Source organism: Bartonella elizabethae F9251 = ATCC 49927, from assembly GCF_000518165.1.
Lineage (GTDB): Bacteria > Pseudomonadota > Alphaproteobacteria > Rhizobiales > Rhizobiaceae > Bartonella > Bartonella elizabethae.
Window position 1 is genome coordinate 227348 of sequence record NZ_JADB01000002.1, and the last position, 17842, is coordinate 245189.

Sequence of the window (17842 nt, forward strand, 5' to 3'; positions counted from 1 at the left end):
TTGCATTTGCAATGAAGGATTTTTACAAAAATTAACTTTTCAAGTTCTTTAAAAATAATTTTTTATCGTCCTGAAAATTTACCTTGAAGAAAGCGAATGGTTTTAAAGAAAAATTGCTTTGTTGTTTTGCAAAGCATTTAACTAAAAAGCTAAGACATCTTTCTCATTCGTTTCTGGTACGCTTGTGTTTTATAGCACTTTTTATCTCATAGAGCCTGTGACTTTTCTGTTGCTGCTGAATCAAGATCTCATTCCAATGATAACACATCTCTCATAAAAAAACAGAACGCTCAAAACAGAGACTTATTATGTTATTCATGCGAATTTTTTTTACAAAACACCTTATATTTATTTTACGGGCTTGAGCTGAAAGATACAGCGTCCAGAGGGGATGAGCTTCATCATTGATTTTACAAAATGTGGTATCATTATTTTATTTTTTCAATTCCATTGTTGCACGATTAATTCCCCATATTGAGACAGAGTTTGGCATTTGAGAGCCTTTGTAAGAAGCATTTTTATTTCTTTATTTATAGTTTCTAAACAACTGCTCCACTTTAATGTAGAAGAATAAAAGATTTTGATTCATTCGAAGAGGATTTGAAATGATAAGTCTCATAATATTGAGGATTCTCATTTAAGATAAAAATTATCAATGAATGAATTATCGTAAAGCTGTCTTTCAAAAAATTCCATAGACTGCGAACCTTTAAAAAATAAAGGAGCACTCATAAAATGCTCCTGTTTTTATAAAAGTCATTTGAAAATACTCAATGACGAAGACAAGCACCTGTCGTTTTAGCGACATTTTCTATTACTTTTGCAGCAATTTCTTCTAGGTCTTTATCTGTCAAAGTGCGTTCAATCGGTTGAATAACAATTTCAATGGCAACAGATTTTTTATCTTCACCAAGGCTCTGATCTTCAAAAAGATCAAAAACCTGTACGGAATGAATAAGTTTTTTATCGGCTCCCTGAGCAGCACGAACAATAAGAGAAGAAGCAACCGTTTTTTCAACGATAAATGCAAAATCACGCCGCACCATTTGAAACGGTGATAATTTCAAAGGAGGACGGCTTTTCGTTGTTTTTTTCTTTGGTTCTGGAATTTGATCTAGAAAAATTTCAAAGCCGCATAAAGGACCACTGATATCTAATTTTTCTAAGGTCGCTGGATGAAGAACACCAAAAAAACCAAGAATAATTTTCGGACCAAGTTTTATGACACCTGAACGACCTGGATGATACCAATCAGGGGCTCCAACTTCAATCTGTACTTTTCCAACATCTATATCGCATGCTTCTAAAACGGCTAAAGCATCTGCTTTGGCATCAAAAACATCAACAGCTGTTGCATTTCCATTCCAAAAACGCCCAGCCCCTTCAAATTTCTCTGTGCCACGACGAATTCCACTTACAACACGTCGTTGTTTATCAGGGGTATCACCTTCATAAATGCTGGAAACTTCAAACAAAGCAAGATCAGAAAAACCACGATCAGCATTTCTCTGTGCTGCCATAAGCAAACCAGGTAAAAGAGAAGGACGCATCACTGACATATCAGCGGCAATAGGATTGACCAATTTAAGCTCTGCTTGACCTCCCCCAAAAGCCAGAGCTTGATTTTCGGAGATAAAAGACCATGTTACCGCTTCTTTCATGCCGCGATGGGTCAAAGCCAAACGGGTAGCGCGTGAACGAATTTGTGCGCATGTTAAAACTTGATCTTTTCCTTTTACGAAGTTTTCCAAAGGAATAGGTTTAATTTTATCTAACCCATAAATCCTCATGACTTCTTCCACCAAATCGGCTTTACCCATAATATCAGGGCGCCATGATGGTACTTTTACTGTAACGACATCTCCTTTTCCCTCAACGCAAAATCCAAGTTTCGTTAAAATAGAGATGACTTTTGCTGGCTCTATTTCCAAATGTGTCAAACGTTTAATTTCAGAAAAAGGAAAAGCGATTTGTTTGGTTTCTTGTTGCTGATAGCCAATAATTTTTGCCTTGGATATTTCACCACCACAAAGACGTAAAACAAATTCTGTTGCAATCTCAAGCCCTGTTTCCATAAAAGCCGGATCAACACCCCGTTCGAACCGATAACGTGCATCACTGATAAGTCCTAATGTTCGCCCTGTTTGTGCGATGCTTTGGGCATCCCAAAGCGCCGATTCAATAATAACACGCCGTGTTGTTTCATCACAGCTTGTTTTCTCACCACCCATGATACCGGCAATCGAAACAACACCTTCTTCATCGGCAATAACACAATCCTGAACACTCAAATGATAGATTTTTCCATTAAGTGCTTGAAGTTGTTCTCCTTCATACGCACAACGAACATACAAATTCCCTTTAATTTTGTCAGCATCAAAAACATGGAGCGGACGACCAAGGTCAAAACTGATGTAATTGGTCATGTCAACAAGCGCATTAATCGGTCTTAAACCAATTGCATTCAAACGTTGTTGCATCCACTGTGGTGATGGACCATTTTGAACATTACGCACTTCACGCCAAGCAAAACCTAAGCATAACGATGAAGCTTGTGAAAAATCGAATGAAACATCGAGGGGTGTGTCAAAGGAAGCTTCAAATTTTGGTAAAGACAATTCTTTTAATTGCCCGATTCCAGCAGCGGCAAGATCACGGGCCATGCCACGAACACCTGTGCAATCAGAGCGATTGGGAGTCAAACCAATATCAATGATCGGATCATCTAAACCAGCATAAGCTGCAAATTCCCCCCCAATAGGTGCATCTTCTGGAAGTTCGATAATCCCATCATGTTCACCTGATAATTCAAGCTCACCCCATGAACACATCATCCCAAAACTTTCAACACCACGGATTTTTCCTACAGATAATGTCACATCGAGTCCTGGAATGTAAGTACTGGGTAACGCAAGAACACCAACAAGTCCTGCACGTGCATTTGGTGCTCCACAGACAACTTGAACAGGTGTACCAGAACCTGTATCTACGGATAAAATCTGGAGTTTGTCTGCATCAGGATGTTTTACTGCCGTTAAAATTTTCGCAATCACAAAACCTTTTAAAGAAGAACGATCATCAACATGGTCAACCTCAAGACCGATCGCTGTGAGTTTCTCACAAATTTCATCCAAAGACGCATCTGTCTCTAAGTGATCTTTTAACCACGACAAAGTAAATTTCATTTTTAAACCTCACATGAAAGCGATGATAAGATCACACATTTCTATTAGGAAAAAAAGCAGGCATATCAAAGCAGCGAAAGCCATAATGGTCTAGCCAACGCAGATCAGCATCAAAAAAAGCGCGTAAATCAGGCATGCCGTATTTCAACATGGCAATACGATCAATACCCATTCCCCATGCAAAGCCTTGATATTCATCGGGATCTAAACCAACATTTTTCAACACATGAGGATGCACCATTCCACATCCTAAAATTTCCAACCAATCCTGTCCTTCACCAAACTTTACTTCTGAACCAGAACGATCACATTGAATATCCACTTCCATAGATGGTTCAGTAAAAGGGAAAAAAGAGGGACGAAAACGCATTTTTACTGAAGCAACTTCAAAAAACTCTTTACAAAAAGTTTCATGCAGCCACATCATATGGGCGATGGTAGAGGTTTTATCAATGACAAGACCTTCGACCTGATGAAACATGGGCGAATGCGTTGCATCTGAATCCATACGATATGTTTTCCCAGGAATAATGATCCGTATCGGTGCTTTTTGTTTTTCTAGTGTGCGAATTTGTACAGGCGAGGTATGGGTCCGCAATAATTTGCGTTCTCCCATTTTATCAACATTAAAAAAGAAGGTATCATGCATTTCACGTGCTGGATGCCCTTCAGGAAAGTTCAATGCCGTAAAATTATAATAATCTGTTTCAATATCTGGTCCTTCTGCAAGTGAAAAACCCAATTTTGTATAAATGGCGATAATTTCTTCAATCACCTGTGAAATAGGGTGAATACGCCCCCGTTCCATAGGCGAAGAACGAACAGGCAAGGTAACATCAACCGTTTCACGAGAAAGACGGGCATTCATTTCTTGTCTTTTGAGAAGATCACGCTTTTGCGTCCATAATTCTAAAATGCGATTTTTTAATCCATTAAGAACGGGGCCAACTTTTTGGCGCTCGCTCGCCTCCATCTTTCCTAATGCTTTTAATTTTTCAGAGATGCTGCCTTTTTTACCCAATGCTGCAATACGCACTGTTTCAAGTGCCTGTTCATCACCTGCAGCTTCTAAGGCTAAACAAATTTCTTGTTCCAGACGCTCAATATCGTTCATATTTTTGCCTATTTTTTAATAAAAAAAACCCGCACTCGCAATAGCCAGTACGGGACCTCGAATAAATGAATGCTTTAAGAGAACACGACTGGCTTACTTGACAGCGCTTTCAAAAGCATTGGGCGTTGTGTCTTTTAGATATTCTAAAGCTTTTTTTGCCGAAGCAACTAAAGCAGAAAATGCTTCTGCCTCATAGATTGCTATATCTGAAAGAACTTTACGATCAACTTCAATACCGGCTTTTGATAAGCCATCAATAAAACGTCCATACGTTAAACCTTCTGCACGAACAGCCGCATTAATTCTCTGAATCCACAAAGCGCGGAAAGTACGCTTTCTATTTTTGCGATCACGATAAGCATATTGCTTTGAACGATCAACGGCTGCCTTAGCAGCACGAATGGTATTTTTACGCCGACCGTAAAAGCCTTCCGCTTGTTTAAGAACTTTTTTGTGCTTAGCGTGTGCTGTCACACCTCTTTTCACACGTGCCATGTTATAATCTCCTCAAAATCAAAAGCGCAAGGTTTAATGACCATTCGGCAAATAATGCTGAATAACTTTTTTAGCATCTTGTTCACACAAAACCATTGTTCCACGTGCATCGCGAATAAATTTATTCGAACGCTTAATCATGCCGTGGCGTTTACCGGCGGCTGCTACTTTAATTTTGCCTGACGCAGTGATTTTAAACCGCTTTTTAGCGGATGATTTGGTCTTCATCTTGGGCATTTTGCTACTCCATACATTAATTAATTCAATCGAATATATTATCCATTCAAGCGGACCAACACTTGAATAAGCATTTAAACAGCCACGGCATGCCCTGCCGGGCGGTTCTCCAGAGGTGTTCTCATAAGCTAGTATACACAAAATAGCAAGAGCATATTACAAAAAAATTGGCGCTCCATTGCCTTGAATTTCAACCAAAGGTGCCGGAATAGCATTTGTTTTGCTTGCGGCTTTACAGAGATCCGCAATAATACATTGCCTACATTGTGCTTTACGTGCTTGGCAGATGTAACGCCCATGCAAAATTAGCCAATGATGCGCATGACGAAGATAATGAATCGGTATAATTTTTAATAATTTTTTCTCAACAATCTCTGGTGTTTTGCCAGGTGCCAAACCAAGACGATTGCTTAAGCGAAAAATATGTGTATCGACCGCCAAGGTAGGTTGACCGAAAGCAACATTCAAAACGACATTAGCTGTTTTGCGCCCCACGCCTGGAAGGGCCATAAGTGCTTCACGGGTATCAGGGACTTGACCACCATATTGCTCCATTAAACAGTTGCAAAGTGCATAAACATTGCGTGCTTTTGCACGCCAAAGACCAATTGAACGGATATGATGTGCTATTTCTTCTTCTCCTAATGCAACCATTTTTTCCGGTTGATCCGCAAGGCGAAAGAGTTCTTTTGTCGCTTTATTAACGCTTACATCTGTCGCTTGAGCTGAAAGAACAACGGCAATCAATAGTGTAAAAGTGTTTATATAGTTAAGATCACTCTTAGGTGTCGGGCGTTGCACAGAAAAACGGCGAAATATTTCTGCAATTTCATCTTTATTATATAATATACCAGATAAATTTCGCACTTTTGATAATTTTATGGTATTTCGAGGTATTTTTATGTTACTTTGAGCCATGGAACTCTCTTAATCTTCTCTCTTGAAGTTATCATTTACGCTCGCCATATGAGAAGAATGCAGCGAACACTTTATATAGGGTTTGGTTAAGTCAAGCCGCTTTAAAGAGGATACTCATGAATGACACATGTGACATCTTTCTCCAATCCTTTTCTTTTAGGATTTGAAACCGTAGAAAAAATATTACAACGTATCGGTAAAGCTGATGAGGCTTACCCAGCCTATAATATTGAACGTTTACATAAAAACGATGATGCAAATCATATCCGGATAACTTTAGCTGTTGCTGGATTTAAGATTAATCATCTTAATATTTTGCTCGATGATAATCAATTAGTTATTCATGGTAAACAAACAGACAATCAAAATCATCAATATTTATATCGCGGTATAGCGGCGCGGCAGTTCCAGCGGACCTTTGTTCTTGCGGAAGGGATGAATGTTACAAATGCCGAGTTGAAAAATGGTCTTTTATCAATTAATCTGTATCAACAAAAACTAAAAAAAGAAATAAAACAGATTCCAATTAAAGTCAGTAATGGTGAGTCATAAAAGTTAAGGCGTAAAGGAACAGTGAAATGGGAGAACATAAACAAAGCTTATCGTTTCAGAATACGTCCTACTCTGATGCGGGACAGATTGCTTATTTAAAAAAGGTTTGTACAGATGATCTGGCTAAAAACTTTCCAGATCTTCCTCCCATGACTCCAGGCATTACCATATGGGCGCTTTTTGGTGAAACAGGTTATCCGATCATTTTATCCGATGAGCGCTCTATTGCTCTTGCTGGAGCCAATGAGCACGAACTCCAAATTGTCACTCTACACTAGATTGCGCTTTACGAGAAAAAACTTAAGCTCTTTTAAATTCTATCCGTTTTTTCTCAATTAAGGGTATTGAGCTGTATTTCTCTTTAGAATAAGTGTAAAGGGAGTGGTTCTCTATAAGTGTATTCATTTATGGGGCTTTGATACCATTCACCGGTTTGATTTGGAATATCACTATGGAGGCTTTTAAAAGTCATAAAGCTTAAAGTGTAAGGATATGGTAAGTTTTACCATTAGGCCTTCATATTCTTCACCCATTAGGTTGTTCTCTGATACCAGAAGTTACGCAAACAGATAGATGCCAATATACGCGCTAAATCTAGCATATAAAAGTCTGGAAGAATTTGTGCTGCGTTGAACCGTTTTGACACTTGTTTCAAACATGCATTTATGCTGGGATTAGATGTTGATTAACAGGTCATAGAAAAATAAAAGCTTTGTGTCTTTATGAGGAAGTTTATGCAGGGCTTCTAATTTTGTGCTTCAAATGCTTCAGTACAAGGTATTTTTCTTTTTTGAATATTAAAGCTCTTGTTTTTATAGTGAAGTTACAGCACAACAAGCAAAATGAAATTATTTGAGGGGAAAAATAATGCCTTCTTACCGTTCAAGAATATCGACACACGGGCGTAATATGGCGGGAGCTCGCGGTCTTTGGCGTGCAACAGGGATGAAAGATGCGGATTTCGGTAAACCCATTATTGCGATTGCAAATTCTTTTACACAATTTGTACCAGGGCACGTCCATTTAAAAGATCTTGGACAATTGGTTGCACACCAGATAGCCATTTCCGGTGGTGTAGCAAAAGAGTTTAACACCATTGCTGTCGATGATGGAATTGCCATGGGACACGATGGAATGCTCTATTCTTTACCCTCACGTGAAATCATTGCTGATTCTGTAGAGTATATGGTCAACGCCCATTGTGCGGATGCTCTTGTCTGCATTTCTAATTGTGACAAAATTACACCTGGAATGTTAATGGCTGCTTTACGGTTAAATATTCCAACAATCTTTGTTTCAGGCGGTCCTATGGAAGCCGGTAAGATTAAATGGAAAGATCAAGATTTAAGGGTTGATTTGGTTGATGCTATGGTCGCCGCCGCTTCAGAACAGAACTCAGAAGAAGAAGTTGCTGAAATGGAGCGTGCTGCTTGTCCTACATGTGGTTCTTGTTCAGGAATGTTTACGGCCAATTCCATGAATTGCTTAACAGAAGCCTTAGGGCTTTCGCTTCCCGGAAATGGATCAGTGCTCGCAACGCATGCAGATCGACGGATGCTTTTTGAAGAAGCTGGAAGGCAGATTATTGCATTGGTCAAGCGTTATTATGAAAGAAATGATGAAACAGTTTTGCCACGCTCTATTGCCTCACGCAGGGCTTTTGAAAATGCTATGACCGTTGATATTGCCATGGGAGGATCAACCAATACGGTACTGCACCTTTTAGCTGCGGCGCAAGAAGGTGAGGTGGATTTTACCATGACGGATATTGATCACCTTTCACGTCGTGTTCCAGTTTTATGCAAGGTTGCTCCTGCTGTTGCAAATGTCCATATGGAAGATGTTCATCGCGCGGGTGGTATTATGGGGCTTTTAGGCGAATTGGATGCGGCGGGACTCATTGATACCTCAGTTTATACGGTTCACGCAAAAACCATGAAAGAAGCTCTTGATCATTGGGATGTAAAACAAACCAATGAATCAACAGTTTGTGCATTTTATCGTGCTGCTCCAGGGGGGATTCCAACACAGACAGCTTTTAGCCAATCTTGTCGCTATGAGACTCTTGATCTTGATCGTGAAAAAGGTGTGATTCGCAATAGGGAACATGCCTATTCACAAGATGGAGGATTGGCAGTTCTTTATGGAAATATTGCTAAAGATGGCTGTATTGTAAAAACAGCAGGTGTTGATCAATCAATTTTAACTTTTAAAGGTCCAGCAAGAATTTTTGAAAGCCAAGATTCAGCGGTTTCAGCAATCTTAAATGATAGAATTAAATCAGGTGAAATTGTTTTAATCCGTTATGAAGGACCACGTGGGGGGCCTGGAATGCAAGAAATGCTTTATCCAACCAGTTATCTTAAGTCTAAAGGATTGGGTAAGGTCTGTGCACTTGTGACAGATGGACGTTTTTCAGGGGGAAGCTCAGGGCTTTCGATAGGACATGTTTCACCAGAAGCGGCTGAAGGAGGAGAAATTGCGTTGGTGGAAGAAGGGGATATCATAGAAATTGACATTCCAAACCGTAGTATTCATATGTTGGTTGATGATGCTGAGATGAAGAAGCGTCGTGCTAAGATGGAAGCAAAAGGAAAAGATGCTTGGCAGCCGGTTGAGAAGCGCCAGCGCAAAGTTTCAAAGGCTCTTAAAGCCTATGCTGCAATGACGACATCTGCTGCAAAGGGTGCGGTTCGTAGCATATGATTACGTTAAAGGTTCGGTTTAGGGAAAATGAACGGCGTGATAAGAGATTGAGTAAGTCTTTTTTCTAATATTCCAAGCTGATTATTTTACCTTGCTCTGGAAAAATATTTTAAACTAGGGAGTATAGGGTACATAAGGTTTTTGAGAGAGAAGTAAAAATACAGTGCTATGATTGTTAGATTTTACAGGAAAATAAACAATTGGTTTGAGGAAATATCTATATACTTGCTTTCTTTATATGCGTTTAATGCTTTTTAACAGATTTTACATGAAAACGCTGATAATAGTGTGCAAAATCTAATATGCATGAGAACAATCAAGAAAAAATACAGTGTTGGCCTATAAAAGATTATTTTTTTCCAGTTGTTTGAGGTGATAAATTGCTTCTAAAGCTTGTTTAGGAGAGAGCTCATCGGGATGAATATTTTTTAAAGCTTCGTGAAGGACATCGTGTTTGTTGCTTTTTTCGTTGAGGTGAGAGGTTGCTTTAAGTGAAAAGAGCGGTAAATCATCAATGAGTTTATGTCCTTTTTCCGCCATTTCACCTTGTTCTAATTGATGGAGGACATCTGTCGCTCGTGTAATAACAGCTGGAGGAAGCCCAGCAAGCTTTGCAACTTGTACACCGTAAGATCGGTCAGCGGCTCCTGGTGTCACTTCATGGAGAAAAACCACATCACCATTCCAATTTTTAACTTTCATGGTTACATTATGCAGTCTGTCAAGTTTTTCGGTAAGAGCAGTCATTTCATGAAAATGGGTAGCGAGAATAGCACGACAATGGTTAACTTCATGGAGGTATTCAACGGCTGCCCAAGCAATGGAAAGCCCATCAAAGGTTGATGTTCCACGTCCTATTTCATCAAGAATAACAAGAGAATGGTGACTTGCATGATTGAGAATCGTTGCTGTTTCAACCATTTCCATCATAAAGGTTGAGCGCCCCCGAGCAAGATCATCGGAAGCCCCAACACGACTAAACAGACGATCAACAACGCCAATATGCGCTGAAGTTGCTGGAACAAAGGATCCCATTTGTGCCATAATAGCAATAAGTGCATTTTGCCGCAAAAAAGTTGATTTTCCTCCCATATTAGGTCCTGTTAAAAGCCAAATTGCCGCATATTGCTGATTTTCTTGCACAGAGAGATCACAATGATTGGCAACAAAGGGCTCGGCTGCTTGTTTGCGGAGTGCTTGCTCAACAACAGGATGGCGACCTGCGGTGATATGAAAGGTTAGTGAATGATCAATTTTAGGGCGGCAATATCCTTGTTCTTCAGCTAGATGCGCTAAAGCGACAGAAACATCTAAAATAGCAAGGGCTTCAGCGGCTTTACGGATAAAATCAACGTGTTCGATAATTTCTTGAACAAGCGTATCAAAGATCTCCAGTTCAAGTGTCAAGGCGTGGTTTGCAGCATGGGCAATACGGCTTTCAAGATCAGCAAGTTCTGTTGTCGTAAAACGCATCGCATTTGCCATTGTTTGCCGATGAATAAAACGTGCTTTGGCTTGTGGATTATTTGTAAGGGCAGATGCTTGTATATTGGTGACTTCAATGAAATAGCCTAGAATATTATTATGCTTTATTTTGAGCGTCTTAATATCTGTTTCTTGAGCATATTGCGCTTGAAGTCCAGCAATGACACGGCGTGATTCATCGCGTAAGGCACGCATTTCATCGAGCTCTTGATGATAATTGGAACGAACAAAACCACCATCACGTTTAAGCAGAGGCAGATCATCAGCCAATGCTTGGTCTAAATGGCAATGTAAAGCAACGGGGAGATTTGAAAACACCTGTTTTATATCACTTATTTCTTGAGGTAGGAGCTCATGATTAAGAAGCAGATGAATTTCATGAATGATTTCAAAGCCACGTTGAATCGTTGCCATATCACGGGGACCTCCTCGTCCAAGAGCCAAACGTGAAACAGCCCGCGGCATATCTGGTCCTCCTTTTAAAGTGAGCTTTATCGCTTCTGCAAGAGAAGGATTACGGAGAAAAAAATCGATAGAATCTAAACGCGTGTCAATAGCAGAAGGGGTGGTAAGAGGAGCAATAAGGCGATCAATGAGAAGGCGAGAGCCTCCTCCTGTTACAGTGCGATCAATAGCTTTTAATAAGCTTCCATCCCGTTGACCTGATGTTGTTCGAATAAGCTCAAGGCTTAGTCTGGTTGCAGCATCAATAAAAAGGGTAGCGCTTTCATTTTGGCGCTCAGGTTGCATGAGGGGAGGACGATGTGTGATTTGTGTTTTTTCGATATAACGAATAGCAGCTATGATGGCAGAGAGTTCACAGCGTGAATAATCGGCAACACCTTCAAGCGTTGAAAGTTTAAAATAAGTGCAAATATCGCGTTCAGCAGTGAGGGTATCAAAAAGACACGCCGGTTGAGGTGAAACGATACGATCAAGAACATTAAAAAGTGATTTGTGCGATTGATCATGAAAAAAGGAATCAGCAACAATGATTTCTTGTGGATCGACACGCATAATATCGGCCAAAAGTTTTTCTTGGCGGCTTTCAGTTACACGAAATATGCCTGTTGAGATATCAATCCAAGAAAGGGCAAATTCTTCTCCATCACTGGTTTTTATACGAGAAAGTGTCATCAAATAATTTGCGCGTGTTGGATCAAGGAGTTTTTCTTCTGTTATTGTTCCAGGGGTTACAAGGCGAACAACATCACGCCGAACAACAGATTTTGAGCCGCGTTTTTTTGCCTCAGCAGGATCTTCTGTTTGTTCACAAACAGCAACGCGATACCCACAAGCAATCAATTTTTGTAAATAATCATCTGCAGCATGAACGGGAACACCGCACATAGGAATATCTTGCCCTAAATGTTTTCCACGTGCTGTGAGAGTGATTCCTAAAGCCTGAGCAGCTTCAATTGCATCATTAAAAAAGAGTTCATAAAAATCCCCCATTCGGTAAAAAAGAAGAGAATCATGATGGACGGCTTTGATTTCTATGTATTGCTCCATCATTGGTGTAAGACGTTCTTGAGAGGAAGCAGGCTGTGGAATTAAATTATTTTTATGATCGTTTTTTTTATCCATTTTTACGTGGCCTGTTCCCTTATCAGTGAAGCTTTTACTCTTTTTTGTTTACTTCGACATTTATTTATCTCTAAATTGAAACGTATCATCAGATTTGCTAAGGCAAAGAATAGCGATTTCTAACATATGAATCAAATTGAATGACTATAAGCATTATCAAGCAAAATTTACACTGTTTTTGGAGAAAATAAAGTGAGATGAAAAAGAGCGATCAGGATCAGAAAATGTCTCAAACGGTTTACAGTGCGAGCGAACGAGAAGCTCTTGATTTTCATAGTCGTGGCCGACCAGGAAAGCTTGAGATTGTTGCAACAAAGTCTATGGCAACACAGCATGATTTAGCCCTTGCTTATTCACCAGGTGTTGCGGTTCCCGTTAAGGCAATTGCTCAAAATCCAGCGCTTGCTTATGATTATACAGCAAAAGGCAATCTTGTTGCTGTTATTTCAAATGGAACCGCTATCTTAGGGTTAGGCAACTTAGGTGCTCTTGCCTCTAAGCCGGTTATGGAAGGCAAAGCGGTGCTGTTTAAGCGTTTTGCGGATATTGATTCCATTGATTTAGAAATTAATATCAACGATACGGAAAATTTTATCAATTTGGTGCGTCATTTAGAACCCTCTTTTGGTGGAATTAATCTTGAGGACATTAAGGCGCCTGAATGCTTTATGATTGAAAGTCGCCTACGCGAAGTGATGAATATTCCTGTTTTTCATGATGATCAACATGGTACAGCAATCATTGTTGCTGCTGGTGTTCTCAATGCTTTGGCTTTAACAGGACGCGATATGCAAAATACGCGGTTAGTCTGTAATGGTGCTGGTTCTGCTGGGATTGCTTGTATTGAACTGATTAAAGCGATGGGCTTTCGCTCTGAAAATATCATCCTCTGTGATACCAAAGGTGTGGTTTATGAAGGTCGTAAAGAGGGCATGAATCAGTGGAAATCGGCGCATGCTGTTCGAACGGACAAACGTACGCTTATGGAAGCAATGGAAGGGGCAGATATATTTTTCGGGGTTTCTGCTAAAGGTGCACTGACTCCTGAAATGGTAAAATCTATGGCGCCGCAGCCAATTATTTTTGCTATGGCCAATCCTGATCCAGAAATTACGCCGGAAGAGGTTATGCAAGTGCGTCAGGATGCCATTGTCGCAACAGGGCGTTCCGATTATCCAAATCAGATTAATAATGTTCTCTGTTTTCCTTATATATTTCGTGGTGCACTTGATGTACGTGCAACGGTTATTAATGAGGATATGAAGATTGCTGCGGCAAGGGCCCTTGCTAATTTAGCGCATGAGGAAGTTCCTGACAGCGTTGCAGAAGCCTATCGTGGAAAGCGATTAAAATTTGGTCCTAATTATATCATTCCTGTTCCTTTTGATCCGCGTTTGTTGACGGTTGTTTCAAGTGCGGTAGCAAAAGCAGCAATGGAAAGCGGTGTTGCGCAAAAGAACATAGATGATTTAGAGGCCTATGAGCGTGATTTGAATGCGAGGCGTAATCCTACTTCTTCAGTGATGCGTGGAGTGTATAACCATGTCCGTCAAACGCCAAAACAAATTGTTTTTGCAGAAGGTGAAGAAGAGCAAGTCATACGGGCTGCTGTTTCTTATGTTCATCAAAAATTAGGACAAGCGATTTTGGTTGGTCGTCAAGAGCAAGTAAGAGAAACGGCTGTTATCGCTGGAATTGATCTGGAGCGTGAAGGTATCTCAATTATAAATGCCAAGCTTTCTTGTCGTACAGATGCTTATGCGAATTATCTTTATAAAAAGATGCAGCGTCAAGGTTGGCTGTTGCGCGATTGTCATCGCCGTATCAATAATGATCGAAATTATTTTGCTGCGTGTATGGTGGCACTAGGAGATGCGGATGCAATGGTTACAGGGGTGACACGCAATTATGAAACAGCGTTGGTTGATATCCGTCGGGCAATTGATGAAAAACCAAAAGAACGATTGATTGGTATTTCAATGGCTATTTGTCGTGGACGAACTGTTTTTATTGCGGATACTGCTGTTTATGAAAATCCAAATGCCGAAGAACTAGCGGATATAGCGGAACAGACCGCTTCGTTTGTGCGTGGATTTGGATATCAGCCAAGAGTTGCATTTTTAGCGTTTTCTACGTTTGGTTATATGAAAGGGAAGGTTACACAGCAAATTCAGGATGCGATTAATATTTTGCATGAACGCAAAGTTGATTTTGAGTTTGATGGAGAAATGAGTGCTGATGTAGCGCTTAATTCCAAATTGATGCAGCAATATCCATTTATGGGATTAACAGAGCCCGCTAATATTTTGGTTATGCCTGGCTATCACGCATCTTCTATTGCAAGTAAAATGTTACAAGAACTTGGAGAAGCAACCATCATCGGTCCTATTTTAATTGGATTGGAAAAATCTGTTCAAATTGTACCGTTTAGTGGAAGCGATACAGATGTTGTCAATATTGCAATGCTTGCAGCTTATCATGCGGCAAAAGTCGTCTAAAGGAAAAACCCCTTTAATATATCAGTATATATTAAAGGGTTTTATGATAGATAGCAAAAGAATAAATTTTTAAGAGGGCTGTATTTGATTGTCTTTTTGTTCTTCAGCGAGACGCTTTTGGAAGAGGGCTGCAAAATCAATAGGATCAATCCACAAAGGTGGAAAACCACCATTTTGAGTAGCATCAGATATAATTTGGCGAGCAAATGGAAATAAAAGACGGGGACATTCAATAAAGACCAGTGGCATAACATGTTCTTGCGGAATGTTTTTAAGGTGAAAAACACCCCCATAAATCAGTTCTACATGAAATAAGGTTTCAGTGTCATCATTGGCTTTGACGGAGAGAGATAAAACGACATCATAATTGTCATCACCAATTGGGTTAGCATTAACATTAATGTTGATATCAATTTGTGGTGATTTTTCACGCGCACGCAATGAATGAGGAGCACTTGGGTTTTCGAATGATAAATCTTTCAAATATTGCGTTAATACAGCAAAAACTGGTTCTCCACCACTATTGTTCATTTCACCTTCGGCCATACGACGAACCTCTCTCATTATAATATGTATATTTATTTTAGATCTAAAGATCGAATTGGTTATCATGCCTTGCAAAAGGTTGCAAGGAATGCGCTCTTTATCTTGATTATTTTTTTCGTTCGTTACAGATTTTTTTTAAGACTTTCAATGGTGATCATCATTTTTGCGCCAAGGAGATTCTGTCGTATCATGAACTTTGTAATCTTCAGCGTTAAGATCAATTATTTTTTCAGAATTATTTTTTCTTTTTGTATTGGGATTCATTGTGTTTTTTAATGATGAAAAAAAACGCCAAGCAGCAGAGCGAATTGGCTTAATAAGAAGTAATATTCCCAAGAGATCACTTACAAAACCGGGGACAATAAGCAAAATCGCACTCAACATGATGAAAGCATCATGAATAATATTGTTTTCTAATGTGCGTCCTTGGATAAGTTCACTTTGTATGTTTTTTAAAAGGCTAATCCCTTGAATTCGCAATAAAACAACCCCAACTATGGTTGTGAGAATAACCAAACTCAAAGTTGCCAAAATGCCAATTTCTTGACCAACAAAGATAAAACCAGCGATCTCAATTAAAAGAATACAGAGAAAGATAATGACAAAAAAACGAGGATTTATAGAATAAAGTTTTATCACATGAAAATTTCCTTCTGAAATGAGGAGGGGAGAAGTTCTTACAAGCACTCCTTATATAAAATCTACAAAAATATTTGAATGGTAGGATTCCCTATTTTACATATTTATTGATAAATGATATTGACTGCAATGTTTATTACAAACTTAAAGCTTGGAGATTGACAGCGCCCATGGAATTTGACGTTATACTTGTCATCGCTCTTGTTGTTATGGTTGTTATTTTTGTGCAACTCCGTAGTGTATTAGGGAAGCGAATTGGGTTTGAAAAGCCTCCCTTTGATCCTTATTCACGTCGCTCTAAAAAACAAGCTGAGGCAGAAACGACGGATAATATTGTTTCGTTCCCTCATCAAAAAAATTTACAAAAAGGCGATTTTAGTGAAATTGATGAGATTGCACCAGAGGGGAGTATTTTGAATGAAAATTTGCGCGCACTGCGTAGAATTGATCGTCATTTTTCTCCTCAATCTTTTATAAAAGGTGCAGGGATTGCTTATGAAATGATTGTAACAGCTTTTGCTAAAGGTGATCGCAGTCAACTTAAAAGCTTGCTTTGTCAGGATGTTTTTGAGAGCTTTTGCACTGCTATTGAGCAGAGAGAAAAAAACAAAGAAAGAATAGAATTTACTTTTGTTGGAATTAATAAAATTGAGTTTGTTGCAGCGGCAATACAAGAAAAGAATGAACTTTTAACGATACGTATTATTAGTGAGATGATTTCTGTTACTTATAATGAACAGGGTGAGCGTATAGACGGTGATCCCGATGCTATTGTGGAAATTAGAGATATTTGGACTTTTGTTCGCAATAGCCTATCATCGGACCCAAACTGGAAGCTTTTTGCTACAGAAGATGAAAATTAGAGTATTTTTTCTTCCATAATTACTCAATATTTTATGAGAAATTACAATGTCCTCAAGTAAATGGAGACAAAAAAGAGATTTATTAACTTCGCAAGATCGCCTTTTATGGGAGAGGATTTGTCGCACAATAACACCGATTCATGATAAGAGGCTCTCTTCTATTTCAGAAAATATTGCAAATATTACTGATAAAAAACAGTGCATAACGCAAAAACCTCTAGAGGGGCAGGAAAATCAACAACGCTCAACAATGATTAAAAAAGAAAAGAGAGTCCTTACACAAGCGCATAAGATTCATTTCTTTGATCGTGTTGCACATCGTAAAATTTCTCAAGGTCGTTATCCTCTTGAGGCACGTCTTGATCTTCACGGTTATATGCAGGAAGAAGCTTATTTTTTCTTAAAAAATTTTTTACAATCCTCTCAACAGAGTGGATTGCGTTACGTCCTTGTGATTACAGGAAAAGGCCGATCTGTTGGGAGTGATGGAGCTTTGTATAGATTTGTGCCGTATTGGTTATCAACACCAGCTTTTCGATATTATGTTCATGCGTTTGAGCAAGCCGCGCGCCAGCATGGCGGTGAGGGTGCGCTTTATGTCTGGTTGCGCCGTTTTGTGTCGGGAAAAGGAATGTGATGCTATTGTAGTCGTTTCAGATTCAATACTGGCTCTAAAAGATTTCGTATATTATAGATCATAAAAGAAATATAATAACATATTGATTTATAATTACAATTTATTATTTTCGTTTATTGTGTAAGAACCTTGAATACAATATTCTCCTATTTTTAATTTTTTAAGGGTTATATCCCTCACACGAAACAAAATGCGTCAAATAGAATACACTTACATATTCACGTGCTTATTTTAGAGAAATATCTCTTAATACTTGTAAGCCTATTCTGTGATAGGCTGTGTAAAATAGTGATCTCCATGAAGTGTATAAAATTAATTATAAACGCTCATCTTTACGTTTCATAAAAGTGCAAGGTTGCATTATTACATACTTTGTTAGC

Annotated in this window: 14 protein-coding genes; 6 read left to right on the forward strand and 8 right to left on the reverse strand. The window is 39.1% G+C overall.

Annotation, left to right across the window (positions count from 1 at the left end; genetic code table 11):
* Nucleotides 1-770: 770 nt before the first annotated feature.
* The 5 genes from pheT to nth all read right to left on the reverse strand — a co-directional run bounded on the left by pheT (nucleotide 771) and on the right by nth (nucleotide 5949).
* A complete protein-coding gene (gene pheT / locus T429_RS0103385; protein ID WP_005774426.1) occupies nucleotides 771-3185 on the reverse strand; it encodes a phenylalanine--tRNA ligase subunit beta in 2415 nt (804 codons plus the stop codon).
* 31 nt (nucleotides 3186-3216) lie between these two features.
* Nucleotides 3217-4299 carry a phenylalanine--tRNA ligase subunit alpha gene (gene pheS / locus T429_RS0103390; RefSeq protein WP_005774427.1) on the reverse strand — a complete coding sequence of 361 codons (1083 nt, stop codon included), beginning with the start codon at nucleotides 4297-4299 and terminating at the stop codon, nucleotides 3217-3219.
* Nucleotides 4300-4392: 93 nt separating this feature from the next.
* A complete protein-coding gene (gene rplT / locus T429_RS0103395) occupies nucleotides 4393-4794 on the reverse strand; it encodes a 50S ribosomal protein L20 (protein WP_005774428.1) in 402 nt (133 codons plus the stop codon).
* 33 nt (nucleotides 4795-4827) lie between these two features.
* A complete protein-coding gene (gene rpmI, locus T429_RS0103400) occupies nucleotides 4828-5031 on the reverse strand; it encodes a 50S ribosomal protein L35 (protein ID WP_005774429.1) in 204 nt (67 codons plus the stop codon).
* Between the two features lie 156 nt (nucleotides 5032-5187).
* Nucleotides 5188-5949, reverse strand: coding sequence for an endonuclease III (gene nth / locus T429_RS0103405; protein ID WP_005774430.1), 762 nt, complete (start codon nucleotides 5947-5949; stop codon nucleotides 5188-5190).
* Between the two features lie 120 nt (nucleotides 5950-6069).
* Between nth and T429_RS0103410 the strand changes: the two genes are divergently transcribed.
* From T429_RS0103410 to ilvD, 3 genes are all read left to right on the forward strand, one after another.
* Nucleotides 6070-6501: an Hsp20 family protein gene (locus tag T429_RS0103410; protein WP_005774431.1), complete on the forward strand. Its 432-nt coding sequence runs from the start codon at nucleotides 6070-6072 to the stop codon at nucleotides 6499-6501.
* Nucleotides 6502-6527: 26 nt separating this feature from the next.
* Entirely contained in the window at nucleotides 6528-6779 is a 252-nt protein-coding gene (locus tag T429_RS0103415) for a BQ00720 family protein (RefSeq protein ID WP_005774433.1), read from the forward strand.
* Nucleotides 6780-7368: 589 nt separating this feature from the next.
* Nucleotides 7369-9207: a dihydroxy-acid dehydratase gene (gene ilvD / locus T429_RS0103420; protein ID WP_005774434.1), complete on the forward strand. Its 1839-nt coding sequence runs from the start codon at nucleotides 7369-7371 to the stop codon at nucleotides 9205-9207.
* A gap of 339 nt (nucleotides 9208-9546) precedes the next feature.
* Here ilvD and mutS read toward each other — a convergent pair whose 3' ends face one another.
* Nucleotides 9547-12279 carry a DNA mismatch repair protein MutS gene (gene mutS, locus T429_RS0103425; protein ID WP_005774435.1) on the reverse strand — a complete coding sequence of 911 codons (2733 nt, stop codon included), beginning with the start codon at nucleotides 12277-12279 and terminating at the stop codon, nucleotides 9547-9549.
* A gap of 197 nt (nucleotides 12280-12476) precedes the next feature.
* Between mutS and T429_RS0103430 the strand changes: the two genes are divergently transcribed.
* A complete protein-coding gene (locus T429_RS0103430) occupies nucleotides 12477-14777 on the forward strand; it encodes an NADP-dependent malic enzyme (protein ID WP_026500865.1) in 2301 nt (766 codons plus the stop codon).
* A gap of 69 nt (nucleotides 14778-14846) precedes the next feature.
* Here the strand turns inward: T429_RS0103430 and secB are convergent, their stop codons facing one another.
* Together secB and T429_RS0103440 are read right to left on the reverse strand one after the other, a co-directional pair.
* Nucleotides 14847-15323, reverse strand: a complete 477-nt coding sequence (gene secB, locus T429_RS0103435; protein ID WP_005774437.1) for a protein-export chaperone SecB — start codon at nucleotides 15321-15323, stop codon at nucleotides 14847-14849.
* A gap of 144 nt (nucleotides 15324-15467) precedes the next feature.
* Entirely contained in the window at nucleotides 15468-15962 is a 495-nt protein-coding gene (locus T429_RS0103440) for an FxsA family protein (RefSeq protein WP_005774438.1), read from the reverse strand.
* Between the two features lie 170 nt (nucleotides 15963-16132).
* On the opposite strand from T429_RS0103440, the gene T429_RS0103445 reads away from it, so the two are divergent.
* Nucleotides 16133-16825 carry a Tim44/TimA family putative adaptor protein gene (locus tag T429_RS0103445; protein ID WP_005774439.1) on the forward strand — a complete coding sequence of 231 codons (693 nt, stop codon included), beginning with the start codon at nucleotides 16133-16135 and terminating at the stop codon, nucleotides 16823-16825.
* Between the two features lie 46 nt (nucleotides 16826-16871).
* Nucleotides 16872-17462, forward strand: a complete 591-nt coding sequence (locus T429_RS0103450) for a Smr/MutS family protein (RefSeq protein ID WP_005774441.1) — start codon at nucleotides 16872-16874, stop codon at nucleotides 17460-17462.
* Nucleotides 17463-17842 lie beyond the last annotated feature (380 nt).